The sequence below is a fragment of the Pseudomonas sp. ADAK18 genome, assembly GCF_012935695.1.
Taxonomy (GTDB): Bacteria; Pseudomonadota; Gammaproteobacteria; order Pseudomonadales; family Pseudomonadaceae; genus Aquipseudomonas.
The window spans coordinates 560,879-587,402 of sequence record NZ_CP052859.1 but is presented as its reverse complement, the minus strand read 5'-3'; the positions used below and the strand labels follow the sequence as shown (position 1 = coordinate 587,402).

The following is a 26,524-nucleotide window of genomic DNA, read 5'->3' as shown; positions in this document are numbered from 1 at the left end:
ATGACATAAATCAATAACGGTGAGATAGACCACGAAGTGGGCGATTTCGCCCACGGTGGTTCAAGATATTTCGCGGCGAAACGGCGGCAACGCGTTAAGGATCGCTTTGCCGTAACGTTGGGTGACCAGGCGCCGGTCAAGCAAGGTGATGGTGCCGCGATCCTGTTCGGTACGCAGCAGGCGACCGCAGGCCTGGACCAGTTTCAAGGACGCGTCCGGCACCGAGATTTCCATGAACGGGTTACCGCCACGCGCTTCGATCCACTCGGCCAATGCGGCTTCCACAGGATCATCAGGCACCGAGAACGGAATCTTGGCGATCACCACGTGCTCACAGTAGGCACCAGGCAAGTCCACGCCTTCGGCGAAACTCGCCAGGCCGAACAACACGCTGGAATCACCGCCGTCGACCCGCGCCTTGTGCTTGTTCAGGGTTTCCTGTTTAGACAGGTTGCCCTGGATAAACACCTGCTTGCGCCAATCGCGGTCGAGGCCGTCGAACACATCCTGCATCTGCTTACGAGACGAGAACAGTACCAAGGTACCTTTGGAACCTTCGACCAATGAAGGCAGATCGCGGATGATCGCCGCCGTGTGGGCCGGTGCGTCCCGTGGGTCGGCCTTGAGGTCAGGGACACGGAGCACGCCAGCATCGGCGTGATGGAATGGGCTTGGCACCACCGCAGTGACGGCCGTTTTTGGCAAGCCGGCACGCATACGGAAGCGGTCGAAGGTACCCAGGGCCGTCAGCGTTGCCGAAGTGACCAAAGCGCCGTAGGCCACGTTCCACAGGTTACGTCGCAACATTTCCGCCGCAAGGATCGGGCTGGCGTTGACCTCGATGTCGAACAGTGCGCCGCTTTCCGACAGGGTCAACCAACGAGCCATTGGCGGGTTGTCTTCCGGGTCTTCGGCGGTGAAGGCGGTCCACAGCTCCCAGTTACCCTGGGAACGAGACAACAGACTGCCAAACAGCGGGTACCACTCTTCGGCCTGGTTGCTGGCGATGCCGATGTTGACCTCGCCGTCCATACCTTCCTTGAGCAGATCGGTGAGGCGGGTGAACAGGTCGGTCAGGCGCGAAAAGCCCTTCTTCAGTTCAATGCCCATTTCCCGCATATGTTCGGGAATCATCCCTGCGACGAAACGGTGGCGCGGACGCTCACGGCCTTCCACATCTTCGCCGGGTTTGAAGTCCGCTACCTGCTCGCAGGCGCTGAACATGAACTGTTGCTGGGTCTTGATCTCCCGCGCCAGTTCCGGGACCTGCTCGATGAACTTGCCGAGGTCGCCGGGCAGCGGGTGTTGGGCCAACAACTTGGTGAGGTTCTTGGCAGTGGTTTCCAGCCAGTCGGCGGTGGAACGCAGCCGGGTGTAGTGGGCAAAGTGGCCGATGGCCTTGTCTGGCAGGTGGTGACCTTCGTCGAATACATAGAGCGTGTCGCGCGGGTCCGGCAGCACGGCACCGCCGCCCAGGGCCAGGTCCGCCAGGACCATGTCATGGTTGGTGACGATAACGTCGACCTTGCCCATGCCTTCCCGCGCCTTATAGAAGGCGCACTGGCCGAAGTTGGGGCAGTGACGGTTGGTACATTGGCTGTGGTCGGTGGTCAGGCGTGCCCAGTCGGCATCTTCCAGGGCATTGGGCCAGCTGTCACGGTCGCCGTCCCATTTATTACCGGCCAGCTTCTCGATCATGCTGGTAAACAGCTTCTGACTGGCCTCATCGACCTCGATCTTGAAGCCTTCTTCTTCGAACAGCGACGCCGTGGCAGTTTGCGCATGGCCTTCCTGCAACAGCACGTCGAGCTTGGACAGGCACATATAGCGCCCACGACCCTTGGCCAGGGCGAAGGTGAAGTTCAGGCCGCTGTTGCGCATCAAGTCCGGCAGGTCTTTGTAGACGATCTGTTCCTGCAGGGCCACGGTGGCCGTGGCAATCACCAGGCGCTTGCCCGCGGCCTTGGCGGTAGGGATCGCAGCCAGGCTGTAGGCCACGGTTTTCCCGGTACCGGTGCCGGCTTCGACGGCCACCACCGCAGGGTCGCCACTGCGCCGGCCTTCGTCGTCGGTGTCGATATCCCCGAGGACCTTGGCGACTTCAGCGATCATCAAGCGCTGGCCGTAGCGCGGTTTCAAGCTCTTGGCTTCGAGAAAACGCGTGTAGGCGCCCTGGATCGTGGTTTTGAGTTCAGTGCTGATCATGGATAGTCGGGCGCAAAAAACGCTGGATAAATTTTCAGTGGTTCGGATCGGCCGCTATCATACCCCGCTAATTAATCCCGCGCAGAACGGAGTACCCCAATGACCGTCTTTAGCCTCGCTTACACCCTGCATGTACTGGCCGCCCTGATCTGGGTCGGCGGTATGTTTTTCGCCTGGATGATCCTGCGCCCGGCCGCCATGGCCGCGCTTGAGGGCCCTGCCCGACTGAAACTGTGGGTGAATGTGTTTCAACGTTTTTTCGTGTGGGTCTGGGTGGCGGTGCTGGTATTGCCGATCAGCGGCGTCGGCCTGCTGCAATTGCGCTTCAACGGGTTTGAGACCGCGCCGCGTTATGTGCAGATCATGATGGGCTTGTATCTGGTGATGACGGCGCTGTTTATCCGCATCCAGGCACTGAAGCTGCCGGAGCTGCGCACGGCGGTGGCGGCTGAGGATTGGCCGGCAGGCGCTGCTGCCCTGGGGCAAATCCGCAAGTTGGTGGGGATCAATCTGATTGTCGGGTTGGTGTTGGTGACAGTGGCTTCGGCACGGCCGATGTTCTGAAGCGCCCCATACACCGCCTTCGCGAGCAAGCCCGCTCCCACATTTCGACCGCATTCCTTCAGGATGTACACGGTCAAGTGTGGGAGCGGGCTTGCTCGCGAAGGCGTCAGATCATTCGATTCAGAGGCGCTGAACGGTTACAGAACCCGCAGGCCCTGCCACACCCGGCTGCCCTTCAAGCCCCGACCGGCCTTTCTCGCCGCCATCGGCGCGATACACCAGGCAGCCCTTGGACTGCCCACCCTTCCCAGGCTTGCCCGCAGTGCCCGCCAAACCGCCGGCGCCGCCATCCACCCAGACCTTGATCTGCTCGCTCGGATAATCCTGAGGCAATTCGACTCGTACCTGCGCACCCGCCGCACCTGCCAGCCCGTCACCGCCGTTGTCACCATTGGCACCGCGCCCGGCCGAGCCCCAGGTACAACCAGGGTCTTCACCGTTGGCACCGTCGAGGCCGGAATAACCTTGGGCTCCGGCGCCACCACGGGCGTCCACCGACAGTTCATCAGCGCTCAAGGATTGGATACGCAAGCTCAGGTCACGCCCCGGCTTGGCCGGTTTCTCGTGAGTACCAGGGGCGCCGCGAGAGGTGATCTGGCTGCCATGCTCCAGTTGCGCGTGGCGCACCTGCAGTTGCAGGACGGTGCTACTGGGCACGATGGCGATCCGGGCTTCGCGGCCCAGGTGCAGTTCGTCGACATTGACCTGGGTGACCGTGGAAGGAATCAGCAAAGTGCCGTAATCAGCCACATCCAGCCGTTCCAGTTGCAACACGCTGCTACTGTTGGGCAGGCGCATCAATGAGTTGGTCTCGACACTGACGCTCTGGGCCATGGCCAGGGGACTGACCAGCAGGGCCAATAGAAAAGTCTTATGCATGATTGGCCTCCTCATTGACATCAACAACGGGCGCCGGAAGGCTCTGCAAATGGAACATACCTACCAGCAGAATCTGCAAGCGGTCACGCCAGGGATGGGCACGGTTTTTCACGCTGCCGTTGAATAACAGCAACTCCAACAGATGAGTCACAAGCAAAAGACTGCCGGCCAGGTTGACCAACAAATGAAACGGATTGATCAGTGGCTTGAACAAGTTGATCACCACTACAACCCAGAACAACAATGTCAGGAACTTCCCCAACCCCCAAAATACCTTCATCCCGCACGCTCCCCTTGCACATTATTCTTTGGGCGCACAGTAACGACTTCTACAGGCGATTTGCCAGTGAAGGATAAAAAAACTTGATGCCAGGTCTTCGCCAGCAAAGCCCCTGTGGAGCCCACAGGGGCAATGGGTCTGTCAGCGGTTGATCTGAATCTCAACCCGACGATTGAGGGCGCGGCCTTCGGCAGTTTTGTTGTCCGCCACCGGATGGCTTTCACCCGCCCCGGTTACCGAGACGAAGCTGCTGCGGGGCACGCCGGAGCTGACCAGATAATCGGTCACCGAATGGGCGCGTTTTTCCGAGAGTTTCTGGTTGTAGGCATCTTTGCCAACGCTGTCGGTATGGCCGCTGACACGCAATTGCGCACTCGGGGCTTCTTTTTTCAGACGAGTGGCGATGATGTCGAGTTTGGTTTTGTCCGCCGCCGTGAGCTTGGCTGAGTCGAACTGAAAGTGAACATCGCGAATCACGATGGTTTCTTCCTTGACCACCACCACTTCCTCGACCACCGCTACAGGTACCGGTGGGCAGCCATTGGCATCCACCTGCACGCCTTTGGGAGTGCCGGGGCATTTATCACGGCTGTCCGGCACGCCATCGCCGTCTTCGTCACCGTCGCCATGGACCCAGCACCAGGCGCCAGCCATACCACCGATCAACAGTGCGCCACCGCCCGCCCATGACGAGCTTTCGGTCGCGCCGAGGGCGGCGCCGGTCACCCCGCCGACAGCGGCGCAGGTGGGCCAATCGGTTTTCTGCAAGCCTGCGCAACCTGTCAATACTCCGGTTAGCAGAACCAAGGGTAGAGCTGTCCGCATGATGCTCATCTGATTTCTCCTGAGGGGATCGGCGGGGAGCCGATGGCTGGAGTAAAGACCGCTCTTTTCATCTGCGCCAGCGTGTCACACCCCAGTATTCATTGGCCGAAGCTGCTTTTCTCAGACTTTATCCAGCGCCCCGCTCTAGGCCCGCACGCTCAGGCAGGCTAGTCTCTACGGTCCAGATGTGAGGATCTTCGATGACCGCCGGTATTTCTTCCCGTACACCTCAGCAAGCGCTCGCTGCCTTGCTCGATCTGCATGCCCCAAAACGCCTGCTGCTATTGGGTGCGAGCCAGTTCGGGGCCCTTGATGCGTTCAAAGAGGCACATCCCGATACCGTCGTGTCGTTCGCCGAGCCAGGACCTTTGCCTGAAACATTGGCTGCGCAGCGCTTTGATCTGGCGCTGGTGGTTGATTGCCTGGAGCACCTGTCAAAATCTGCGGGTCTGACGCTACTGGGTGGCATTCGTAACCTCAATGCCAGCCGTATCGCGGTACTGGTGGACCTGAGCGCGTGCGACTGGAAGGAAACCGACTTTTTCTCCCTGGCCCTGCAAGCCAGCGAGCGTTTTCAGCGCGATGATCAGGTATTGACGCTGTTTACCTACGATCTGCTTGACTATAAACAGGTGCCGGATTGGCTGAACGCCCGCTTCTGGGCCAACCCGGAAAACTTCGGAAAGTATTGGTGGTAACCCGATGAGTACATCCATTTGCCCATGTGGCAGTGGCAACCTGCTGGATGCTTGCTGCGGCCATTATCACGCCGGCCACCCCGCGCCTTGTGCCAGCGCGCTGATGCGTTCGCGCTACAGCGCCTACGTGCTGGGCCTGGTGGACTATCTGGTGGCCACGACACTGCCGGCGCAACAATCCGGCCTGGACCGCGAAGCCATCAGCGCCTGGAGCGCCCAAAGCACCTGGCTGGGTCTTGAGGTGGAAAGCTCGAAGGTATTCGGCGGGCAACCCGAGCACGCCTTCGTCACCTTCATCGCCCGCTGGCATGACAGCACCGGTGAACACAGCCACAGGGAACAGTCATCCTTCGTACAAAATGATGGGCGTTGGTATTTCATCGATCCGACGGTGGAAGTAAAGGCTGGGCGCAACGATGCTTGCCTGTGTGGCAGTGGGCAAAAATTCAAGAAGTGCTGCTCAAGCTACCTCTGAACAGCACCGCAGAAATTTCGTCAATACTCCGCTGGCTCACCCTTGCTATGCTGAAACTTCTCACGGAGTAACGGCATGGTTTCTCAGGCACGGATATTCAGGACTTTCAGCCTTCTGCTGGCGATCACCTTCGGGCTTGGCGGCTGTGCGTCCTGGTTCGCCGATGACACACCTGCGCCCCAGGTGCAGTTGGTCAAGGTCGAACTGGTCCGGGCCAAATTGCTCGAGCAGAAGTTCAAGCTGTACTTTCGCGTCGATAACCGTGATGACTCGGACCTGACGGTTCGCGGCCTGATCTACAAAATCACCTTGGACGACCTGTTGCTGACCGAAGGCGAGTCTAACGAGTGGCTCACCGTACCGCCTCGCGGCCACAAATTTTTCAAGGTGTCGGTAAGGACCAACCTGTGGCCGCAAATCCGCGAGCTGGTTGTCATGCTGAAAAATCCAAGCCAGCCCATCCCCTATCGCCTGGAAGGCGAGTTGAAAACCGGATTATTCATCGGTAACGACGTGCACGTGCTGCGTAATGGCGAGATAATCCCCGGCGATATTATTCCGGAGCGACATCGATGACTCAGCAACCCCATGTCCATGGTCCTGACTGTAACCACGATCACGATCACCATGATCACGACCACGGCCATGTCCACGGCCCGAACTGCGGCCACGCTCACCAGGAGCCGGTGCGCAACACATTGAAAGACGTAGGCCGCAACGATCCATGCCCATGCGGCAGTGCGAAAAAATTCAAGAAGTGCCACGGGGCGTGATGCCTCGGCGGCGAGGGAGTGCGCTCCCTCGCCACCCCGCTGGGGGGGGTGTGTTCAAAGCAAGAGATTGCACTAAGCCAACAGTTGTCCTGAAGAGATAACCGTCGCGTATTCACCGTGCAGGTTACCCAAGGACATGGCATGCACCACTTCGGCGGAGCGTAGTTCGCCAAAGAAATCCGCCTTGTCAAAGGTATAACAAGCATCCTCAACCACCCAGGCCTCGAATCCCAGGTTGCCAGCAGTTCGGGCCGTGGACTCGACCGAGTTATTCGTCGCCACCCCTACCAGCACCAGTTGCCCGATATCGGCATCGCGCAAACTCGTCTCCAGCGTCGTACCGCAAAACGCATCCGGTACCCGCTTCTGAATCAACCACTCCCCCGCCTGTGGAAAAAACGCCTCCTGAAACTCCACACCTGACTGCTCAGGCCAGAACACCGACTCTGGTGAATGGGACAAATGCTGCACATGGATCACCGGCCAATCGTTGCGTCGCCAATGGGCCAACAGCGCGAGCATGCACTCCTCGGCGTGAGGGTTATTGCGCCGTCCCAACTTGGGATGATGAATACCTTTTTGCTGGTCAATCAGGATCAGCGCTGCACCGGGTCGGATTTCCATATCGATAGATCCAAATGTTTCATTGAATTTTCGATACTTGAACATCACCTATTCCTACAGGCAAGTCATCGGGAGTAAAACAGCCCACTCATCTGTTTGCTATCCGCTCAAGTGTTACCACCCTTGGAGAGCTTCATGATCGACCTGTACTACTGGACCACCCCCAACGGTCACAAGATTTCGTTGTTCCTGGAGGAAGCCGGTCTGCCTTACGAGGTGCACCCCATCAACATTGGCCAGGGCGATCAGTTCAAACCTGACTTCCTGAGAATCGCGCCTAACAATCGTATCCCGGCCATCGTCGATCAGAACCCGACCGACGGCGGCGCTCCGATTTCGCTCTTTGAATCCGGCGCGATCCTGCTGTACCTGGCGGAAAAAACCGGCCAGTTCCTGCCCGAAGACCTGCGCACTCGCCAGGAAGTCCTGCAATGGCTGTTCTGGCAAATGGGTGGACTGGGGCCAATGGCTGGGCAGAATCACCACTTCAGCCAGTTCGCTCCGGAAAAAATCCCCTACGCGATCAAGCGGTACATCGATGAAACCGCCCGTTTATATGGCGTGCTGGATCGGCGCCTGGCCGACCGCGCGTTTGTAGGCGGCGAGGACTACAGCATCGCCGACATGGCGATTTACCCGTGGATTGTTTCCCACAAGTGGCAGAGTCAGAAGCTGGAAGACTTCCCACATGTGCAGCGTTGGTTCAGCCACATCAAGGAACGGCCGGCGACGGTACGGGCTTATGAGCTGGTGGCAAAAGTGAATCCGCCGAAGTCCTGATGCTTTGTAGCCGCTGCCGAGGCACGAGGCTGCGATGCGTGTCCGCAAGACCGCCCTCGAGGGTCGCTTCGCTACCCATCGCAGCCTCGTGCCTCGGCAGCGGCTACAAGATCAAACTACAAATAAGCATCGCCTCCCGCTTGCGTCGTTTCGCCGCGCTCACTAACGTAGCGCCTTTACTGACGCTACCCCCCCGCAGGAGCTTTGCCATGGCCTCGCCAGCCCTCTCACATTTTCTTCCCCGGTTCGGCGTTGCCGCGGCAGTGGTCAGTGCCTTGGGCCTGGTCGGTTGCCAGTCACTGAACACCCAGGACACCCTGCCCCCGGTATCCGGCGTACAGCCGCTCAAGGGCCTGGCGCAAAACGTTTCCGTGCGCCGCAACAGCCAGGGCATGCCGCTGATCGAAAGCAATACCTTCCATGACGCGCTGTTCACCCTCGGTTACGTGCACGCCAGCGACCGCATCAACCAGATGGTCACCCTGAGGCTGCTGGCCCAGGGCCGCCTGGCAGAGATGTCCGGGCCAGAGGCGCTGGATGTCGACCGCTTCATGCGGGCGGTCAACCTGAAAAAAAGCGCCGCAGAGCTGTATAACGCCTCGTCGCCGCGCCTCAAGCGTTTCTTTGAAGTCTATGCCCGCGGGGTCAACGCTTACCTGTTCCGCTACCGTGACAAGCTGCCGCCGGACCTGGCCCAGACTGGCTATAAGCCGGAATACTGGAAGCCGGAAGATTCGGCGCTGTTGTTCTGCCTGCTGAATTTCAGCGAGTCGACCAACTTGCAGGAAGAATTGTCATCGCTGGTGCTGGCGCAAAAAGTCGGTGCCGACAAACTCGCCTGGCTGATCCCAAGCACCCCAGACGAGCCGCTGCCTCTGGGCGAGACCGAGAAACTCAAGGGTGTGAACCTGAGCCAGATTGCCGGCATGGCCGCGCTGGACACGGTCGCCCAGCAAGTGAGTGCCCTCAACAGCCTCGGCGTAACCACGTCCAGCAACTGGGCCGTCGGTCCTCAACGTAGCCGCGCCGGCAAAAGCCTGCTGGCCAATGACCTGTCGGCCAAGCCTCAAGCCCCGTCGCCGTGGAGCTACGTGCAGATTCGCGCCCCGAAATATCAGGCTGCAGGTGTCTCGATTGCCGGCCTGCCGACACTGTTTTCCGGCTTCAACGGCAAAGTGGCCTGGAGCATGAGCGCGGTCAAAGGCGACACCCAGGACCTGTTCCTGGAAAAAATCAAACGCCAGGGCAGCGCGCTGTACTACGAGAACAACGGAAAATGGCTGCCCGCAGTGGTGCGTAACGAAACCTTTTTCGCCAAAGGTCAGCGTCCGATTCGCGAGGTGGTGTACGAAACCCGCCATGGCGCCCTGCTCAACAGCAGCCAATCCCTGAACACTGGCTACGGCGTGGCCCTGCAAACGGCAGACTTCAAGGACGACAAGAGCCTGGATGCGTTCTTCGACCTGTCCCGAGCGCAAAACGCCGGCAAGGCCTCGGATGCGACCCGGGAAATCCGCGCCATTGCCCTGAACATGGTCTTCGCCGACGCCACCAACATTGGCTGGCAAGTCACCGGCCGCTTCCCCAACCGCCGCGAAGGCGAAGGCCTGCTGCCATCGCCGGGCTGGGATGCGCGCTTTGACTGGGACGGTTACGCCGACGCGATGCTGCATCCCTATGACCAGGACCCGGCCCAGGGCTGGCTCGGCACCGCCAACCAACGTACCGCCCCACGGGGCTACGGCATGCAGTTGTCCAACTCTTGGGACGCCCCCGAGCGCAGTGAACGGCTGGCGCAACTGGCCGGTGCCGGTAAGCACGACACCCGCAGCATGATCGCCATGCAGTACGACCAGACCACCACGTTTGCCGCCAAGCTTAAGGTGATGTTCCAGGCGCCAGGTATGGCCCAGCCGCTGAAACAGGCCATCGACGCCCTGCCAGCCGCCGAACGGACCAAGGCTCAGGAAGCGTTCAGTCGCTTGATGGCGTTCGATGGACGTCTGGCGCCTACGTCCAGCGACGCGGCGATTTACGAACTGTTCCTGCAGGAAAGTGCCAAGCAGATTTTCCTCGACGAGTTGGGACCGGAAAACAACGCCACCTGGAAAGCCTTTGTCGCCAACGCCAGCCTGTCGTACTCAGCTCAGGCCGATCACTTGCTGGGGCGCGAAGACAGCCCGTTCTGGGATGACGTACGCACGCCGCAAAAAGAAGACAAACCGGCGATCCTCGCCCGCAGCCTCGCTGCCGCGATGACCGCAGGCGACAGTCAATTGGGCACGGATCACAAGGCCTGGCAGTGGGGCAAGCTCCACAGCACCACCTGGAAAAACGCCAACGGCCAGACCGTACGCGGCCCACTGGCGGCGGGCGGGGATCACAACACGCTCAACAGCTCCCCGTACAACTGGGGCCAACGTTTCGACACCGTCCAAGTGCCAGTCCTGCGGATGATTATCGACTTCAGCGAGGTGGAACCGATGATGGGCCAGAACGGCATTGGCCAATCCGGCAACCCTGCCAGCCCGAACTATGCGAACGGCATCGACCCGTGGCTCAAGGCGCAATACCTGAGCTTCCCGATGCAGCCGCAGAATTTTGACAAGGTGTACGGCAAGACGCGGTTGACCTTGGTGCCGGGCAAGTAAAACGGTTTCGCTGTAGAAGCCAGCCCTTTCAAGGTCTTTAAAAAGTCAGCCGTATTGGAGAGAGAACACTGACCCTGTGGCGAGGGGGCTTGTCCCCCGTTGGGCTGCGAAGCAGCCCTAAAACCTGCGATCTCGGTCTATCTGAAAAAACTCAGCGATCCTTTGGGGCTGCTCTGCAGCCCAACGGGGGACAAGCCCCCTCGCCACAGGGTCAGTGTTCGCCTCTTGACCGATATTAGCCAAAAACTGTTTTTCAAAGACCTGAAAGGCATCGCTGTAGAAGCCGCTCCCACATTTTTACTCTGCTCGCTCCAAGATGACGCACTCAACCATCAATGCCCGATTTCGGGCATTTCTTACGTACTCCCTTCCCAGATCCCACCTTTTAAAACGACCACTCGGAACTATGGTGCAGAAATTGCTACCTGGGTTACGTCTGACACCGTTCAGTAACAGTCCTAAACGCGCCACAAGCGCTTATCTTGGTTTCCAGGGAATACATAATGAAAAAAGCATTGCTGACCCTTTCTGCACTGGCTCTGTGCATGGCCGCAGGTTCCGCGTTGGCCAAGGAATACAAGGAATTGCGTTTTGGTGTCGATCCGTCCTACGCACCATTTGAATCCAAAGCCGCTGACGGCAGCCTGGTGGGCTTCGATATCGACCTGGGCAATGCCATCTGCGCCGAGCTTGCGGTCAAATGCAAATGGGTCGAAAGTGACTTCGACGGCATGATTCCAGGCCTCAACGCCAACAAATTTGATGGCGTGATTTCCTCCATGACCGTCACCGCAGCCCGTGAAAAGGCGATCGATTTCTCCAACGAGCTGTTCTCCGGCCCTACCTCCCTGGTGTTCAAAAAAGGCGCTGGCTACTCGACGCCTGAATCCCTCAAGGGCAAATCCGTCGGCTACGAACAAGGCACCATCCAGGAAGCCTACGCCAAGGCCGTGTTGGACAAAGCCGGTGTAACCACCAAGGCCTACGCCAACCAGGACCAAGTCTATGCCGACCTGACCTCGGGTCGTCTGGACGCTTCGGTGCAGGACATGCTGCAAGCCGAACTGGGCTTTTTGAAGTCGCCAGCAGGCGCTGACTACGAAGTCAGCAAGGCCATTGACGATCCTTTGCTGCCCGCCAAAACTGCGGTCGGTATCAAAAAAGGTAACAAAGACCTGAAGGCTTTGTTGGATAAAGGTATCAAAGCGTTACACGATGATGGCACCTACGCCACCATCCAGAAGAAACACTTCGGTGACCTGAACCTGTACAGCGGTAAATAACACCCTGGCGCCCATCTTCCGGATGGGCGCTTTTTTATCGCCATAGGCCCTGATTTATGTTCGAAGATCTTTTGCAAACCCTGGGACTGAGCGCCTTCAGTCTGAAGGGATTCGGCCCGCTGTTGCTGCAAGGCACCTGGATGACCGTCAAGTTGTCAGTCGCGTCTCTGGCCGTCAGCGTGTTACTGGGCTTGCTCGGTGCCACCGCCAAATTGTCCCGTGTGCCGTTCCTGCGCATCCCCGCCCAGCTCTACACCACGTTGATCCGTGGCGTACCAGACCTGGTGCTGATGCTGTTGATTTTCTACAGTCTGCAAATCTGGCTGACCGGTTTTACCGACTTCATGGAATGGGAATACATCGAGATCGACCCATTCAGCGCCGGGGTCATCACCCTGGGCTTTATCTACGGCGCCTACTTCACCGAAACCTTTCGCGGCGCAATCCTCGCCGTGCCGCGCGGCCAACTGGAGGCCGCTACCGCCTATGGCCTCAAGCGCGGACAGCGTTTTCGCTACGTGACCTTCCCGCAAATGATGCGCTTTGCCCTGCCAGGCATCGGCAATAACTGGATGGTGATGCTCAAGGCCACTGCGCTGGTGTCGATCATCGGCCTGGCGGACTTGGTGAAAGCTGCCCAGGATGCGGGCAAGAGCACCTATCAACTGTTCTATTTCCTGGTGCTCGCCGCCTTGATCTACCTGCTGATCACCAGTGCCTCCAACTTCGTTTTGCGCAGGCTTGAACGCCGCTACTCCTCGGGCGTACGGGAGGCCGTGCGATGATCGAACTTCTCCAGCAATACTGGCGCCCCTTCCTCTATAGCGACGGCCAGCACATCACCGGCCTGGCCATGACCATGTGGCTGCTCAGTGCCTCGATCTTCATCGGGTTTCTGGTGTCGATTCCCTTGTCTATCGCCAGGGTTTCGCGCAATCGTTGGGTGCGCTGGCCAGTACAGTTTTATACCTACCTGTTTCGCGGGACGCCGCTGTATATCCAACTGCTGATTTGCTACACCGGGATCTACAGCATTGCGGCGGTTCGGGCACAACCGGTGCTGGATGCATTTTTTCGCGATGCGATGAACTGCACCATCCTGGCCTTCGCCCTCAACACTTGCGCCTACACCACCGAGATCTTTGCCGGAGCGATCCGCAGCATGGCCCATGGTGAAGTCGAAGCAGCCAAGGCCTACGGCCTGAGCGGCTGGAAGTTGTATGCCTATGTGATCATGCCATCGGCGCTGCGCCGTTCATTGCCGTACTACAGTAATGAAGTGATCCTGATGCTGCACTCGACCACGGTGGCCTTTACCGCAACCATCCCGGACATTCTGAAAGTCGCCCGGGACGCCAACTCCGCCACTTACATGACCTTTCAATCATTCGGCATCGCTGCGCTGATCTACTTGACCGTGACCTTTGCCCTGGTCGGTCTGTTTCGTCTGGCGGAGCGCCGCTGGCTGGCCTTTCTCGGGCCCAGCCACTAAGGAGCTTCCATGCGTCATCAGATTCATCCCTTACTGGCGCCGGTGCCGGGTACCGAGCGGCAGATTCACAGCTTTCACTTCGGTCCCGAGCAGGCCGAAGGCAAGATCTACATCCAGTCCTCGCTGCACGCCGACGAACTGCCCGGCATGCTGGTGGCCTGGCACCTGAAGGCTCGCCTGGCCGAACTGGCCGCCACCGGGCGCCTACGCAGTGAAATCGTACTGGTGCCAATTGCCAACCCGGCGGGACTGGAACAGGTATTGATGGATATCCCTCTGGGCCGCTACGAGCTGGAAAGCGGGCAGAACTTCAATCGGCTATTTGTTGACCTCAGTGAAGAGGTCGGCAATCAGGTCGAAGACTTGCTGGGGGAAGATCCGCAGCACAACCTTGAGCTGATCCGCGACGCCCTGGCCCTGGCGCTGGCCGCGCAAACACCCGCCACCCAACTGCAATCCCAGCGCCTGGTGTTGCAACGCCTGGCGTGTGATGCCGACATGGTGCTGGACCTGCATTGCGACTTCGAAGCCGTGGCCCACCTGTACACCACACCCCAAGCGTGGCCACAGGTCGAGCCATTGGCCCGCTATATCGGCGCTGAAGCCAGTCTGCTGGCCACCGATTCCGGTGGACAGTCCTTCGATGAGTGTTTCACGCTGGTGTGGTGGCAATTGCAGCAACGTTTCGGCGATCGATTCACCATTCCCATGGGCAGTTTTTCCGTGACCCTCGAGTTGCGTGGCCAGGGCGACGTCAACCATGGTCTGGCGAGCCTCGATTGCCAGGCGATCATCGATTACCTGATTCGCTTCGGGGCGATTACCGGTGAGCCTGCGCCTCTGCCGGAACTGTCCTACCCCGCCACACCGTTGGCGGGCGTCGAACCGGTTGCCACGCCCGTAGGCGGCTTGCTGGTGTTCAGCGCGCTGCCGGGGGAGTACGTGGAAGCCGGACAGTTGATCGCCGAAATCATTGACCCCATTCATGACCGCGTAACGCCGGTGCATTGCCGCAATGCCGGCCTGCTTTACGCCCGCTCACTGCGTCGCATGGCCACTGCCGGGATGGTCATCGCCCATGTCGCAGGCCGTGAGGCCTATCGCAGCGGCTATCTACTTTCGCCTTGAGGATGCATGCCCCATGTACAAATTGACCGTTGAAGGCCTGCATAAATGCTATGGCGACAATGAAGTGCTCAAAGGTGTTTCGCTCAAGGCCAAGACGGGTGACGTGATCAGTTTGATCGGCGCCAGCGGCTCGGGCAAAAGCACTTTTTTGCGCTGCATCAACTTTCTCGAACAACCCGATGACGGCGCCATGACCCTGGATGGCCAGCAAATCCGCATGGTCAGCGACCGCCACGGCATGCGCGTGGCTGATGAGGCCGAGTTACAGCGCATCCGCACACGGCTGGCAATGGTGTTCCAGCACTTCAACCTGTGGAGCCACATGAGCGTGCTGGAAAACATCACCATGGCGCCGCGCCGGGTGCTGGGCTGCAGCAAGAAGGACGCCGAAGACCGTGCCCGTCGCTACCTGGACAAAGTGGGTCTACCGGCGCGCGTCGCCGATCAATACCCAGCGTTTCTTTCGGGCGGCCAGCAACAACGAGTGGCGATTGCCCGGGCGCTGGCGATGGAGCCGGAGGTGATGCTGTTCGATGAGCCCACCTCGGCCCTTGACCCGGAACTGGTAGGCGAAGTGCTGAAGGTGATTCAGGGTCTGGCGGAGGAAGGCCGGACCATGATCATGGTCACCCACGAAATGAGCTTCGCCCGCAAGGTATCGAGCCAGGTGCTGTTCTTGCACAAGGGACTGGTGGAAGAGGAAGGCACGCCGGAGGACGTACTGGGAAATCCCAAGAGCGAGCGCCTCCAGCAGTTCCTCAGCGGCAATCTGAAGTAACGCTCACTTCCTTAAGCATTCAGCGTTCATCAGGCTCTCAGAGGCGTCCAGAGTGATTCAGGCAACTGGGGCCGGTGGCGGCTCGTCTGGCAAGGTTGGCTCACCGGGTTCGGTAGGCTGGGGATAATCTTCGTCAGGCTGGCCGGGAATGCCGCCGTCGCTGACGGACGGATGCGCCATCAAGGACCACGCCATGACGCCAATCTGGTTAGGTTCAAGGCGGGCGAGTTCGGCGCTGATTCGCGGATCGAGCTTCATAGGGGGACTCCTCAAGCGTGGCCCGGAACGTTTTGCACGATCCGGAGCAGTACACTCAATAGAGTGCCTGCCCGCAGACAAATTCCCTTAACGTGTAAGACGTTTCGATCAGGTGCGTGGCAGGGTGACGCCGCGCTGACCCTGATACTTGCCGCCACGGTCCTTATAGGACACTTCACACTCTTCGTCGGATTCGAAGAACAACATCTGTGCCACACCTTCGTTGGCGTAGATCTTCGCCGGCAAGGTAGTGGTGTTGGAGAACTCCAGCGTCACGTGGCCTTCCCACTCGGGTTCCAGAGGCGTCACGTTGACGATGATGCCGCAGCGCGCATAGGTGCTTTTGCCCAGGCAGATGGTCAGGACATTACGCGGAATGCGGAAGAACTCGACGGTACGCGCCAGGGCGAAGGAGTTCGGCGGAATGATGCACACGTCACTCTTGACGTCGACGAAGCTTTTTTCGTCGAAATTTTTCGGATCAACGGTGGCCGAATTGATGTTGGTGAAAACCTTGAACTCATCAGCGCAACGTACGTCGTAACCGTAGCTGGAAACCCCGAACGAAATCAGCCGCTCGGTGCCTTCGCCGCGCATCTGGCGCTCTACGAAGGGCTCGATCATGCCGTGCTCTTGCGCCATGCGGCGAATCCACTTGTCCGATTTGATGCTCATGGCGGGTGTCCTGAATAGCGAGGTGGAAAAATTCTGTTGGGCATCTTACCGGGGCCGGCCCTGCGGTTCAAAGGGCCGCAGGTTTTTCTTGCAGGCTGTCAGGCCACAGCCCGTGGGGCGAGGCTTGAATTGAAGCGGCCAAAACCCTCACAGACCACCGCCAGTCACGAAAATAGAGAAACCTTCGGAAATATCATTGGCACGTCCCGGAAAAAGGGTTAAGGTGGCGCCACTGTGCTGCTTGTGTCACTGAGAATCTCTACACGATGTTGAATTTCGATCCAACCATCTCCAAGAATTTTTCCTGCTCTTTGCACTCAGTCTCGGCCAGGGCTTTTCCTGAGTCGCAGTTAACTTTGTCCAAGGAGATACACCATGTCTAATCGCCAAACTGGTACCGTTAAGTGGTTCAACGATGAAAAAGGCTTCGGCTTCATCACTCCACAATCCGGTGACGACCTGTTCGTTCACTTCAAAGCTATCCAATCCGACGGCTTCAAAAGCCTGAAAGAAGGCCAACAGGTTTCTTTCATCGCTACCCGCGGTCAGAAAGGCATGCAAGCTGAAGAAGTTCAAGTTATCTAACTTGTACTGATCCAGTCAAAAAGCCCTGCCCTTAAAAGCGGGGCTTTTTTACGTCTGGCGTTTGGGGACAGCCAAATGCCAGGCATAAAAAATGTGGGACTTGCTTATGTGGGAGCCGGGCTTACCCGCGATACTGGCACCTCGGTCTGTCAGTTACACCGAGGTGATGCTATCGCGGGCAAGCCCGGCTCCCGCACAAGCCAGCTCCCACATTTTGTCTTGCTTCGTTACTGAAACAACGACTCACTCGACAAGCCATTCTTCTCCAGGATCTCCCGCAAGCGCTTGAGACCCTCCACCTGGATCTGCCGCACACGCTCACGGGTCAGGCCGATCTCCAGGCCAACATCCTCCAGGGTGCTGCTTTCATGGCCACGCAGCCCGAAGCGGCGTATCACCACCTCACGCTGCTTGTCTGTCAGTTCCGACAACCACTGGTCGATACTTTGTGACAGGTCATCGTCCTGCAACAGCTCACAAGGATCCGTAGGACGATCATCGGTCAGGGTGTCCAGCAGGGTTTTATCCGAATCAGGACCCAGCGAGACGTCGACCGAAGATACCCGCTCATTCAGGCCAAGCATGCGCTTGACCTCCCCTACCGGTTTTTCCAGCAGGTTGGCGATTTCTTCAGGCGAAGGTTCATGATCGAGTTTCTGTGTCAGCTCACGCGCCGCCCGCAGGTAGACGTTGAGCTCCTTGACCACATGGATCGGCAACCGGATGGTGCGGGTCTGATTCATGATCGCCCGCTCGATGGTCTGACGAATCCACCAGGTGGCGTAGGTCGAAAAGCGGAACCCCCGCTCCGGGTCGAACTTCTCCACCGCCCGGATCAAGCCGAGGTTACCCTCCTCGATCAAGTCCAACAGAGACAGCCCACGATTGACATAGCGCCGGGCGATTTTCACCACCAGTCGCAAGTTGCTTTCAATCATGCGCTTGCGCCCGGCCGGATCGCCCTTTTGCGACAAGCGCGCAAAATGGACTTCTTCTTCGGGGGTAAGTAATGGGGAAAAGCCGATTTCATTGAGATACAACTGGGTCGCATCAAGCGCCCGCGTGTAATCAATGTATTTGTGCTGTTTTAACGCGGTGGAGTTTTTGGATTTGGTACGAACTGAAGGTGTAGCAGATCCCTCATCATTCGACATCGAATCCATAGCGATGCCGGTCTCCATAAGGAGAACCTCATCGTCGATGTCAAACTCCGGCGCTTCTTTACTGAGAGCCATTGTTATAGTCCTTTGGTGAGTTCGACCTCAAGCTCAAGCGACGCCTTTATCCTTGGCAACGCTGGAGCCTGTTCCTTCTACGTGAGGGAACAGGCTGGCAACACATCAACGCCGGGGAAGGAATTGCAGTGGATCAACAGGTTTACCTTGGCGGCGAATCTCAAAGTGAAGTTTCACCCGGTCTGTACCAGTCGACCCCATTTCGGCAATTGTCTGTCCGACTTTGACCTGCTGCCCCTCCCGAACCAACAGCCTGCGGTTATGACCGTAAGCACTGACGTAGGTATCGCTGTGTTTGATGATGACCAGTTCGCCGTAGCCCCGTAAACCACTCCCGGCGTATACCACTGTCCCATCAGACGCAGCTAAAACAGGCTGTCCCAAATCCCCGGCGATATCAATGCCTTTATTCAAACTACCGTTTGAAGAGAATTTTCCAATAAGAATGCCATTTGAAGGCCATCCCCAACCGGTGGGTGCAGGCCCGGCAGGAGGCAGCGGCGCAGGTGCCGGTTTACTCGCAACCGTAGGCGCAGCGGTGCCTGCAGGCCGAGTGATGATGGTGGTTCTGCTCGAAGATGACGCTGAAGAACCGGAATATTTGACAACTGCCGTCGGTGTTGAGCCGGTGCGCCCATCAAAACGAATGGTCTGACCCGGATGTATCGTATATGGCACAGGAATGTTGTTACGCGCTGCCAATGCCTTGTAATCCCAGCCATAACGGAAGGCAATCGAAAACATCGTATCGCCCTTGCGCACTACATATTGCCCGGTGGTGACCGTCGGCTTTTGTGGCACCGCATTATTGCGATCAACAACCCGCGCACCGCCACTTGGCGTGCTGGAACAAGCCGTCAATAAGGAACCCAAGACAAGGCCAATCACCAGTCGCTGAATGCTTGTTTTACTCATACGCTGCGCAATGACCGTGAGACTCACCCGCCGCTCCCTTTTTGGTGGCTGAAACTGAATGCCTGTATCAGGCTTGAAATATGTCGCAAGTATAACGGGCAGTAGAGCTTTTACCGAAAACACGACCTTAAAGAAAAATTCATCATGTTTAACACCCATTACCAATCATGTTTACTTAATAGACCCCGCAGTAAGACACATACCCGGCAATAGAATTCAGTGCCCTACTCATAAATGATCAGGCCAGTGGGCCATTAAGTAGCGGGACAAAGCGTACGGCACCCAATACATGCCGAGAAAAGCCCTCTTCCTCGCGAATGATCAACATCAATTGTTGCACCTCGCCTGACCCGACCGGAATCACCAAGCGTCCACCCGGTGCCAGTTGATCCAGCAATGCCTGGGGGACATCCGTGGCAACGGCCGTCACGATGATGCCGTTGTAGGGTGCCAATGCCGGCCAACCCTCCCAGCCATCGCCCCAGCGGAACACCACGTTACGTAGATTCAACTCCACCAGACGTTCCTTGGCCCGATCCTGCAATACCTTGATTCGCTCGACGGAAAACACCCGCTCCACCAACTGCGAGAGCACGGCGGTCTGGTAGCCGGAACCCGTGCCGATCTCCAGCACCTTGTCCAGAGGCCCTGCCGCCAGCAGCAACTCGCTCATCCGCGCCACCATGTAAGGTTGGGAGATGGTCTGGTTGTGGCCAATCGGCAACGCCGTGTCTTCATAAGCGCGGTGTGCCAGGGCTTCATCGACAAACAGGTGCCGCGGAGTACGCCGGATGACTTCCAACACCTGGGCGTTGGACAAGCCCTCTTCGTAAAGCCGCTGAATCAAACGCTCGCGGGTACGTTGGGAGGTCATCCCGATGCCCCGGCGCAGCAGGTCGTCTTGTTCACGAGCCATCAGCGCAGCCCCTCCAGCCAGCCATCGAGACTACTGAAGGCATCACTGAAGGTGCGATCAAGTTGCAACGGAGTAATCGAAACATAACCTTGCATCACCGCATGAAAGTCAGTGCCCGGCCCGCCGTCTTCGGCATCGCCTGCTGCAGCAATCCAATACCCTTCCTTGCCACGGGGATCGACCACCTTCAGCGGCGCTGCCGCACGGGCACGGTGGCCCAGACGCGTCAGCTGAATCCCACGAATGTGGTCCAGGGGCAAGTTGGGAATATTGACGTTGAGCACCGTACGCGGTGGCAAGGCCAGGGATTCATGGGCCTCCACCAGCTTGCGGGCGAAATAGGCCGCCGTCGGCAGGTTGCCCAGCTGACGGGAGGCAAACGAAAAGGCGAACGAAGTTCGGCCTAGGAAGCGCCCCTCAAGGGCTGCCGCGACCGTACCGGAGTACAACACGTCATCCCCCAGATTGGCGCCCAGGTTGATACCGGACACCACAAGATCCGGCTCCTGGTCCAACAGGCTGTTAATTGCCAGGTGTACACAGTCGGTGGGGGTGCCGTTCAGGCTGATAAAGCCGTTGGCCAAAGTCTGTGGGTGTAACGGACGGTCGAGCGTCAGCGAACTGCTGGCGCCACTTTTGTCCTGGTCAGGGGCAACCACCACGCACTCGGCGTAATCCGCCAGCGCAGCATAAAGCGCGGCAAGGCCGGGGGCGGTGACCCCGTCGTCGTTAGATATCAGAATACGCATGGGCTGTCCGTCTGCCCCACCGGCACCAGATCTACAAGCTCGCGCACCAATACAGTGGCAAAGCATCCGGCCGGCAGGACGAATTCCAATTGCAGAATGTCAGACTCGGGATAATGCCACGTCAACCCGCCGATGGGCAGTCGCAGAATGCGACGTTCCTGGCTCATGCCGGCATTGACCAGCCAATCCCGTAGATCCGCTTCACTGGCCGCGACCGCCTGTTCCAGAGCCTGAGTGGCACCCGAGGCCGGAGAATCGCCCTCGCCCCACTGCGGGCCCGTAGGGTGCAAATCCAGGATGGCCAGGCGTGGGTCGCTGCATTCAGCTTCCCCTGCCGGGAAAAAACTGCGGCTGTCGGTGAATGCCAGCAAATCACCTACCTGGGCGCGCTGCCATGAACCATCAGCGACCCGCGCCGCCAGCACTTTGTTGAACAGGAAACTACGGGCGGTGGACAGCAGGCGCGAACGCACATTGCGCTGCTCCGGCAAAGCCTTGCGGGCCGCCCACTCCCGAGCATCGACGACGTTGCCGCCGTTATGGCCGAAACGCTGGGCGCCGAAATAATTGGGAATGCCCTGCTTGGCAATCAGTTGCAGGCGGGCGTCGATGGCCGCGCTGTCGCCAGCGAACTGAGTCAGTCGCAGGGTGAAACCGTTGGCCGAATGCGCACCCCGCTGCAGCTTGCGCTTGTGGCGGGCAATCTTGAGGATCTTCAGGGTGTCGTTTTCTGCGGCGCTCAGGTCAGGATCGGCCTTGCCCGGTAGCTGCACGCTGAACCACTGGCGAGTCAGCGCTTGACGGTCCTTGAGCCCAGCATAGCTGACCGTGCGTAACGGCACGCCGGCGGCCTTGGCGATACGTCGCGCCGCTTCTTCAGTGTTCAGGCCGCGCTTTTCCACCCACAGCCACAGGTGTTCACCCTCGCCGGTCAGCGGGATATCCAGCACTTCATCCACCTGGAAATCTTCGGCAGTGGCTTTCAGTACAGCACTGCCCAAGGCATCGCCATAGGCACGCGGGCCCAGCAGTTGCAGATCATTCATGCGCGCAGCAACAAGGCAACGGAGTGCACGGCAATGCCCTCTTCGCGACCGGTAAACCCTAGTTTTTCGGTGGTGGTAGCTTTTACGTTCACTTGATCCAACTCAACTTGAAGATCCGCGGCAATCAGCATGCGCATGGATTCGATATGCGGGGCCATTTTCGGCGCCTGGGCCACGATGGTGTTGTCGACATTGCCGACCTTCCAGCCCTTGGCATGGATCAGCCCGACCACGTGACGCAGCAGAACACGACTGTCCGCCCCCTTGAAGGTCGGGTCGGTATCTGGAAAGTGCTTACCGATATCCCCCAACGCTGCCGCGCCGAGCAAGGCATCGCTCAAGGCATGCAAGACAACGTCGCCGTCGGAATGAGCCAGCAACCCGTGGTGGTGGGTGATTTGCACACCACCCAGGGTAATGAAGTCGCCTTCGGCGAAACGGTGAACATCATAGCCGTGGCCAATACGCATAAAAAAACGCCCCGATTTAATTCAGGGCGTGATTCTACCTACTTTTGCCGGACATTAACCGAGCAAAGCGCGTCCATGATGTCGCAAATGGTCTTCGATGAAGCTGGCGATAAAGAAGTAGCTGTGGTCATAGCCCGGTTGCAGCCGCAGCTCTAGCGGATGGTTCGCCGCCTTCGCCGCCTGGATCAGGGCCTCAGGCTTAAGCTGCACGGCGAGAAAATCGTCACGATCGCCCTGATCCACCAGCAACGGCAGCTTTTGCGTCGCGTCACTGATCAGCACGCAAGCGTCCCACTCGCGCCACTTCGAGCGCTCATCCCCGAGGTAACGGGAAAACGCCTTCTGCCCCCACGGGCAATCCATCGGGTTGTTGATCGGCGAGAACGCCGACACCGACAGATAACGCCCAGGGTTGCGCAAGGCGCAGACCAGCGCGCCGTGCCCACCCATGGAGTGGCCACTGATACCGCGCTTGTCTGACGCAGGGAAATGCGCTTCGACCAATGCCGGCAATTCCTGCACAACGTAGTCATGCATCCGATAATGCTTGGCCCAGGGTTCCTGGGTGGCATTCAGATAAAACCCGGCGCCAAGACCGAAATCCCAGGCGCCGTCAGGGTCGCCCGGCACACCTGACCCGCGCGGGCTGGTGTCCGGCGCAACAATAATCAACCCCAACTCGGCCGCCATACGCTGGGCACCAGCCTTTTGCATGAAGTTCTCATCGGTACAGGTCAGTCCCGACAGCCAGTACAACACCGGCAGCTTGCCACCCTGCTCCGCTTGCGGCGGCAGATACACGGCGAACGTCATGTCGCAACCCAGCACATCAGAATGGTGTTTATAGCGTTTGTGCCAGCCGCCGAAGCTTTTCTGGCAGGACAGGTTTTCCAGACTCATGGCCGACCTCAGAAGTGAATGACGGTACGAATGCTCTTGCCTTCATGCATCAGGTCAAACGCCTTGTTGATATCTTCCAGGCCCATGGTGTGGGTGATGAAGGTATCCAGCGGGATTTCGCCGGTCTGGGCCATCTCGACGTAGCTTGGCAGTTCGCTGCGACCGCGCACGCCACCGAAGGCCGAACCACGCCAGACGCGACCGGTCACCAGTTGAAACGGACGGGTGGCAATTTCCTGGCCAGCACCGGCAACGCCGATGATCACCGACTCGCCCCAGCCCTTGTGGCAGCACTCGAGCGCCGCACGCATTAGTTGGACATTGCCGATGCATTCGAAGGAAAAGTCCACGCCGCCGTCGGTCAGATCAACAATCACGTCCTGGATCGGGCGATCGTAGTCTTTCGGGTTGATGCAATCAGTTGCACCCAATTGCTTGGCGATTTCGAATTTGGCCGGGTTAATGTCGATGGCAATGATTCGGCCAGCCTTGGCCTTCACCGCACCGATCACCGCTGACAAGCCGATACCGCCCAGGCCGAAGATGGCCACGGTATCCCCTGGCTTGACCTTGGCGGTGTTGATCACCGCACCGATCCCGGTGGTAACGCCACAGCCCAGCAGGCAGACTTTTTCCAGCGGCGCATCTTTAGGAATCTTGGCCACGGAGATTTCCGGCAGCACGGTGTATTCGGAAAAGGTCGAGGTGCCCATGTAGTGGAAAATAGGCTGGCCTTTGTAGGAGAAACGCGTAGTGCCGTCCGGCATCAGGCCCTTGCCCTGGGTGGCGCGAATGGCCTGGCACAGGTTGGTCTTGCCCGACAGGCAGAATTTGCACTTGCCGCATTCCGGGGTGTACAGCGGGATCACATGGTCACCAACGGCTACCGAGGTCACGCCCTCACCAATGGCCTCAACCACTGCACCGCCTTCATGTCCGAGGATCGACGGGAAGATGCCTTCCGGATCCGCGCCCGACAAGGTGTAGGCATCGGTATGGCACACGCCGGAAGCAACGACCCGCAACAGCACTTCGCCGGCCTTCGGCAAAGCGACATCCACTTCAACGATCTCAAGGGGCTTCTTGGCTTCGAAGGCTACGGCAGCGCGGGACTTGATCATCCGATTTCTCCATGGAGTAAAAAACTGAGGACGGCAGTGTAAAACATGCCTGATTGATTAATAATCCAGCCAAAAGCAAAACTTTATTGCCATATAGGGATAATCACCGTGCAGGAGAACCGCTGGGAAGGCATCGACGAGTTCGTCGCCGTGGCTGAATGCAGTCAATTTACGGCGGCGGCCGAACGCCTCGGCGTTTCGTCATCTCATATCAGCCGCCAAGTGGCGCGCCTGGAAGACCGCCTGCAAACCCGCCTGCTCTATCGCAGCACCCGCCGCGTGACACTGACCGAAGCAGGCCAGACCTTCCTCCAGCACTGCCAACGCTTACAGGACGGCCGCGAGGAGGCGTTGCGAGCCGTGGGCGATCTCACCAGCGAACCCAAGGGCATGCTGCGCATGACCTGCGCCGTGGCCTATGGCGAACGCTTTATCGTGCCGCTGGTGACGCGCTTCATGGGGCTGTATCCGCAACTGCGGGTAGACATCGAGCTGAGTAATCGCCAACTGGACCTGGTCCACGAAGGCCTGGACCTGGCGATTCGTCTGGGACGCCTGCAAGACTCACGGATGGTTGCCAGCCGTCTGGCGCCACGACGCATGTACCTGTGCGCATCGCCTTCCTACCTTGAGCGCTATGGTCGGCCACATAGCTTGTCGGAGTTGAGTCGGCATAACTGCCTGATTGGCAGCTCTGATATTTGGCAACTGGCCCAGGACGGGCGAGAGTTTTCCCAACGAGTGCAGGGAAATTGGCGCTGCAACAGCGGGCAAGCAGTGCTGGATGCGGCGCTGCAAGGAGTGGGGTTGTGTCAGTTGCCGGATTATTACGTACTGGAACATTTTCACAGCGGGGCGCTGATGTCGCTGCTGGAAGCGCATCAACCGCCGAATACTGCGGTGTGGGCGCTGTATCCGCAGCAGCGACATTTGTCGCCGAAGGTTCGCAAGCTGGTGGATTTTCTGAAGGACGGCTTGGCTGGGCGGCCGGAGTACGGGGGTTGATTGATTTTTTGTAGCCGCTGCCGAGGTACGAGGCTGCGATGCGGTCCGCAGGACCGCCGTAGGGGCCGCTACGCAGCCCATCGCAGCCTCGTACCTCGGCAGCGGCTACAACCGGTTAGCCCAGCGCAGCCTGAGCCACTCGAGATCTTCAGGTCGAGTCACCTTGATATTGTCCGAGCGCCCTTCAATCAGGCGCGGCGCTTGGCCGGACCACTCCATGGCGGACGCTTCATCAGTGATCACGGCATCGGCCACCAGGCTGTCGGCCAAGGCCCGATGCAAGGCGCCCAAGCGGAACATCTGTGGTGTGTAGGCCTGCCAGATCAGAGTGCGATCAACGGTTTCCACCACGCGCCCATGCCTGTCAACCCGCTTGAGAGTGTCCCGGGCCGGCACCGCCAGCAAGCCACCTACCGGGTCATCTGCCAGTTCCGCCAGCAGTTTGTCCAAATCATCGCGACTCAGATTGGGACGCGCCGCATCATGCACCAGCACCCAGTCGTCATCATTGGCCCCTTGCTCATGCAAGTGCAGCAATGCATTGAGCACCGAGCCGGAACGCTCCGCGCCGCCGTCCACCCGCTGGATGCGAGGGTCGCCAGCACACGCCAGGCGTGGCCAATACGGATCATCGATAGCAAGACTGACCACCAACCCCTTGAGGTCAGGATGGTCGAGAAAACAGCCAAGGCTGTGTTCGAGAATAGTGCGCCCGCCCAGTTGCAAATATTGCTTGGGACGGTCCGCAGCCATACGGGCACCGACACCCGCGGCAGGAATCACGGCCCAGAAGGCCGGCAAGCTGCTGCTCATTGGGCCAACTGGTAGAGGGTCTCGCCCTCCTTGACCATGCCCAGCTCATGACGAGCCCGCTCTTCAACGGTCTCCGTGCCCTTTTTCAACTCAAGCACTTCCGCATCGAGCACGCGGTTGCGCTCCAACAGACGCTCGTTTTCGGCGTGCTGGTCAGCAATTTGCTGGGTCAGGTCCTTTACCTGCGCCAAGCTGCCATTTCCCACCCATAGGCGGTATTGCAGGCCAGCCAGCAGCAAGAGCAAGACGAGGAACAACCAATTGGGACTGCGCATCGAATATCGGGTATCCAGTGAAAAAAGACAGCCAAGCAAACACTTTTTGAGTAACTGATAGCACGAAGCCTGGAAAATCCAGGCTTGTGCTTGATAGGCATCAGATTAGTGGGAAAATTCACCTTT

General features: G+C 58.7%; 31 protein-coding genes. 14 read left to right on the top strand and 17 right to left on the bottom strand.

Annotated elements, in window-relative coordinates:
- Nucleotides 1-60: 60 nt before the first annotated feature.
- Complete coding sequence (gene dinG, locus HKK55_RS02640; RefSeq protein WP_169353233.1) at nt 61-2,205, bottom strand: ATP-dependent DNA helicase DinG; 2,145 nt, start codon at nt 2,203-2,205, stop codon at nt 61-63.
- 99 nt (nt 2,206-2,304) lie between these two features.
- Here dinG and HKK55_RS02635 point away from each other — a divergent pair, with 99 nt between their 5' ends.
- The gene (locus tag HKK55_RS02635; RefSeq protein WP_169353232.1) at nt 2,305-2,769 is read left to right on the top strand and encodes a CopD family protein; all 465 of its coding nucleotides are present in this window, start codon (nt 2,305-2,307) and stop codon (nt 2,767-2,769) included.
- Between the two features lie 120 nt (nt 2,770-2,889).
- On the opposite strand, the gene HKK55_RS02630 is transcribed toward HKK55_RS02635, so the two are convergent.
- The 3 genes from HKK55_RS02630 to HKK55_RS02620 all read right to left on the bottom strand — a co-directional run bounded on the left by HKK55_RS02630 (nt 2,890) and on the right by HKK55_RS02620 (nt 4,762).
- Entirely contained in the window at nt 2,890-3,648 is a 759-nt protein-coding gene (locus tag HKK55_RS02630) for a collagen-like protein (RefSeq protein ID WP_169353231.1), read from the bottom strand.
- On the bottom strand, nt 3,641-3,928 hold the full coding sequence (locus HKK55_RS02625) for a DUF1145 domain-containing protein (RefSeq protein WP_169353230.1): 288 nt from the start codon (nt 3,926-3,928) through the stop codon (nt 3,641-3,643). Before HKK55_RS02625 ends, HKK55_RS02630 begins: the two co-directional genes overlap by 8 nt.
- 141 nt (nt 3,929-4,069) lie before the next feature.
- Nucleotides 4,070-4,762, bottom strand: coding sequence for an OmpA family protein (locus HKK55_RS02620; protein ID WP_155581583.1), 693 nt, complete (start codon nt 4,760-4,762; stop codon nt 4,070-4,072).
- Between the two features lie 191 nt (nt 4,763-4,953).
- Between HKK55_RS02620 and HKK55_RS02615 the strand changes: the two genes are divergently transcribed.
- The 4 genes from HKK55_RS02615 to HKK55_RS02600 all read left to right on the top strand — a co-directional run bounded on the left by HKK55_RS02615 (nt 4,954) and on the right by HKK55_RS02600 (nt 6,699).
- On the top strand, nt 4,954-5,451 hold the full coding sequence (locus HKK55_RS02615) for a DUF6231 family protein (RefSeq protein ID WP_169353229.1): 498 nt from the start codon (nt 4,954-4,956) through the stop codon (nt 5,449-5,451).
- Nucleotides 5,452-5,455: 4 nt separating this feature from the next.
- Nucleotides 5,456-5,926, top strand: coding sequence for a YchJ family protein (locus HKK55_RS02610; protein ID WP_169353228.1), 471 nt, complete (start codon nt 5,456-5,458; stop codon nt 5,924-5,926).
- Between the two features lie 75 nt (nt 5,927-6,001).
- The gene (locus HKK55_RS02605) at nt 6,002-6,502 is read left to right on the top strand and encodes an LEA type 2 family protein (protein WP_169353227.1); all 501 of its coding nucleotides are present in this window, start codon (nt 6,002-6,004) and stop codon (nt 6,500-6,502) included.
- Complete coding sequence (locus HKK55_RS02600) at nt 6,499-6,699, top strand: SEC-C metal-binding domain-containing protein (RefSeq protein ID WP_053254769.1); 201 nt, start codon at nt 6,499-6,501, stop codon at nt 6,697-6,699. Before HKK55_RS02605 ends, HKK55_RS02600 begins: the two co-directional genes overlap by 4 nt.
- 72 nt (nt 6,700-6,771) lie before the next feature.
- On the opposite strand, the gene HKK55_RS02595 is transcribed toward HKK55_RS02600, so the two are convergent.
- Nucleotides 6,772-7,323 carry a cysteine hydrolase family protein gene (locus HKK55_RS02595; protein ID WP_169353226.1) on the bottom strand — a complete coding sequence of 184 codons (552 nt, stop codon included), beginning with the start codon at nt 7,321-7,323 and terminating at the stop codon, nt 6,772-6,774.
- 135 nt (nt 7,324-7,458) lie between these two features.
- On the opposite strand from HKK55_RS02595, the gene HKK55_RS02590 reads away from it, so the two are divergent.
- From HKK55_RS02590 to HKK55_RS02560, 7 genes are all read left to right on the top strand, one after another.
- Nucleotides 7,459-8,103: a glutathione S-transferase N-terminal domain-containing protein gene (locus HKK55_RS02590; RefSeq protein WP_169353225.1), complete on the top strand. Its 645-nt coding sequence runs from the start codon at nt 7,459-7,461 to the stop codon at nt 8,101-8,103.
- A gap of 209 nt (nt 8,104-8,312) precedes the next feature.
- The gene (locus tag HKK55_RS02585) at nt 8,313-10,754 is read left to right on the top strand and encodes a penicillin acylase family protein (protein ID WP_169353224.1); all 2,442 of its coding nucleotides are present in this window, start codon (nt 8,313-8,315) and stop codon (nt 10,752-10,754) included.
- A 503-nt stretch (nt 10,755-11,257) separates the two neighbouring features.
- Complete coding sequence (locus HKK55_RS02580) at nt 11,258-12,037, top strand: transporter substrate-binding domain-containing protein (RefSeq protein WP_169353223.1); 780 nt, start codon at nt 11,258-11,260, stop codon at nt 12,035-12,037.
- Nucleotides 12,038-12,093: 56 nt separating this feature from the next.
- On the top strand, nt 12,094-12,822 hold the full coding sequence (locus HKK55_RS02575; protein ID WP_169353222.1) for an ABC transporter permease: 729 nt from the start codon (nt 12,094-12,096) through the stop codon (nt 12,820-12,822).
- A complete protein-coding gene (locus HKK55_RS02570) occupies nt 12,819-13,529 on the top strand; it encodes an ABC transporter permease (protein ID WP_155581592.1) in 711 nt (236 codons plus the stop codon). Before HKK55_RS02575 ends, HKK55_RS02570 begins: the two co-directional genes overlap by 4 nt.
- A gap of 9 nt (nt 13,530-13,538) precedes the next feature.
- Entirely contained in the window at nt 13,539-14,657 is a 1,119-nt protein-coding gene (locus tag HKK55_RS02565; RefSeq protein ID WP_169353221.1) for a succinylglutamate desuccinylase/aspartoacylase family protein, read from the top strand.
- 13 nt (nt 14,658-14,670) lie between these two features.
- Nucleotides 14,671-15,435 carry an ABC transporter ATP-binding protein gene (locus tag HKK55_RS02560; RefSeq protein WP_155581594.1) on the top strand — a complete coding sequence of 255 codons (765 nt, stop codon included), beginning with the start codon at nt 14,671-14,673 and terminating at the stop codon, nt 15,433-15,435.
- Nucleotides 15,436-15,492: 57 nt separating this feature from the next.
- Here the strand turns inward: HKK55_RS02560 and HKK55_RS02555 are convergent, their stop codons facing one another.
- Nucleotides 15,493-15,693 (bottom strand): hypothetical protein, encoded by a 201-nt coding sequence (locus HKK55_RS02555; RefSeq protein WP_169353220.1) that lies wholly within the window; start codon nt 15,691-15,693, stop codon nt 15,493-15,495.
- A gap of 108 nt (nt 15,694-15,801) precedes the next feature.
- A complete protein-coding gene (dcd, locus tag HKK55_RS02550) occupies nt 15,802-16,368 on the bottom strand; it encodes a dCTP deaminase (RefSeq protein ID WP_093412595.1) in 567 nt (188 codons plus the stop codon).
- A 375-nt stretch (nt 16,369-16,743) separates the two neighbouring features.
- On the opposite strand from dcd, the gene HKK55_RS02545 reads away from it, so the two are divergent.
- Nucleotides 16,744-16,953 (top strand): cold-shock protein, encoded by a 210-nt coding sequence (locus tag HKK55_RS02545; protein ID WP_002554837.1) that lies wholly within the window; start codon nt 16,744-16,746, stop codon nt 16,951-16,953.
- A 227-nt stretch (nt 16,954-17,180) separates the two neighbouring features.
- On the opposite strand, the gene rpoS is transcribed toward HKK55_RS02545, so the two are convergent.
- The 8 genes from rpoS to HKK55_RS02505 form a co-directional block, all read right to left on the bottom strand.
- Nucleotides 17,181-18,188: an RNA polymerase sigma factor RpoS gene (rpoS, locus tag HKK55_RS02540; RefSeq protein WP_155581596.1), complete on the bottom strand. Its 1,008-nt coding sequence runs from the start codon at nt 18,186-18,188 to the stop codon at nt 17,181-17,183.
- A gap of 105 nt (nt 18,189-18,293) precedes the next feature.
- Entirely contained in the window at nt 18,294-19,130 is an 837-nt protein-coding gene (locus tag HKK55_RS02535) for a peptidoglycan DD-metalloendopeptidase family protein (RefSeq protein ID WP_169357767.1), read from the bottom strand.
- A 211-nt stretch (nt 19,131-19,341) separates the two neighbouring features.
- Nucleotides 19,342-19,977, bottom strand: coding sequence for a protein-L-isoaspartate(D-aspartate) O-methyltransferase (locus tag HKK55_RS02530; RefSeq protein WP_010176736.1), 636 nt, complete (start codon nt 19,975-19,977; stop codon nt 19,342-19,344).
- Between the two features lie 41 nt (nt 19,978-20,018).
- Nucleotides 20,019-20,768, bottom strand: a complete 750-nt coding sequence (gene surE / locus HKK55_RS02525; protein WP_169353219.1) for a 5'/3'-nucleotidase SurE — start codon at nt 20,766-20,768, stop codon at nt 20,019-20,021.
- Nucleotides 20,756-21,814 (bottom strand): tRNA pseudouridine(13) synthase TruD, encoded by a 1,059-nt coding sequence (truD, locus tag HKK55_RS02520; protein ID WP_169353218.1) that lies wholly within the window; start codon nt 21,812-21,814, stop codon nt 20,756-20,758. The genes surE and truD overlap by 13 nt, the downstream gene beginning before the upstream one ends.
- A complete protein-coding gene (gene ispF, locus HKK55_RS02515) occupies nt 21,811-22,284 on the bottom strand; it encodes a 2-C-methyl-D-erythritol 2,4-cyclodiphosphate synthase (protein WP_169353217.1) in 474 nt (157 codons plus the stop codon). The genes truD and ispF overlap by 4 nt, the downstream gene beginning before the upstream one ends.
- Before the next feature lie 54 nt (nt 22,285-22,338).
- Entirely contained in the window at nt 22,339-23,184 is an 846-nt protein-coding gene (fghA, locus tag HKK55_RS02510) for an S-formylglutathione hydrolase (RefSeq protein WP_169353216.1), read from the bottom strand.
- An 8-nt stretch (nt 23,185-23,192) separates the two neighbouring features.
- Nucleotides 23,193-24,305, bottom strand: coding sequence for an S-(hydroxymethyl)glutathione dehydrogenase/class III alcohol dehydrogenase (locus HKK55_RS02505; protein ID WP_169353215.1), 1,113 nt, complete (start codon nt 24,303-24,305; stop codon nt 23,193-23,195).
- Nucleotides 24,306-24,413: 108 nt separating this feature from the next.
- Here HKK55_RS02505 and HKK55_RS02500 point away from each other — a divergent pair, with 108 nt between their 5' ends.
- Nucleotides 24,414-25,310 (top strand): LysR substrate-binding domain-containing protein, encoded by an 897-nt coding sequence (locus HKK55_RS02500; protein ID WP_169353214.1) that lies wholly within the window; start codon nt 24,414-24,416, stop codon nt 25,308-25,310.
- A gap of 105 nt (nt 25,311-25,415) precedes the next feature.
- Here HKK55_RS02500 and ispD read toward each other — a convergent pair whose 3' ends face one another.
- Together ispD and ftsB are read right to left on the bottom strand one after the other, a co-directional pair.
- Entirely contained in the window at nt 25,416-26,123 is a 708-nt protein-coding gene (gene ispD / locus HKK55_RS02495) for a 2-C-methyl-D-erythritol 4-phosphate cytidylyltransferase (RefSeq protein ID WP_169353213.1), read from the bottom strand.
- Nucleotides 26,120-26,398, bottom strand: a complete 279-nt coding sequence (ftsB, locus tag HKK55_RS02490) for a cell division protein FtsB (RefSeq protein ID WP_169353212.1) — start codon at nt 26,396-26,398, stop codon at nt 26,120-26,122. The genes ispD and ftsB overlap by 4 nt, the downstream gene beginning before the upstream one ends.
- Between the last annotated feature and the right edge of the window lie 126 nt (nt 26,399-26,524).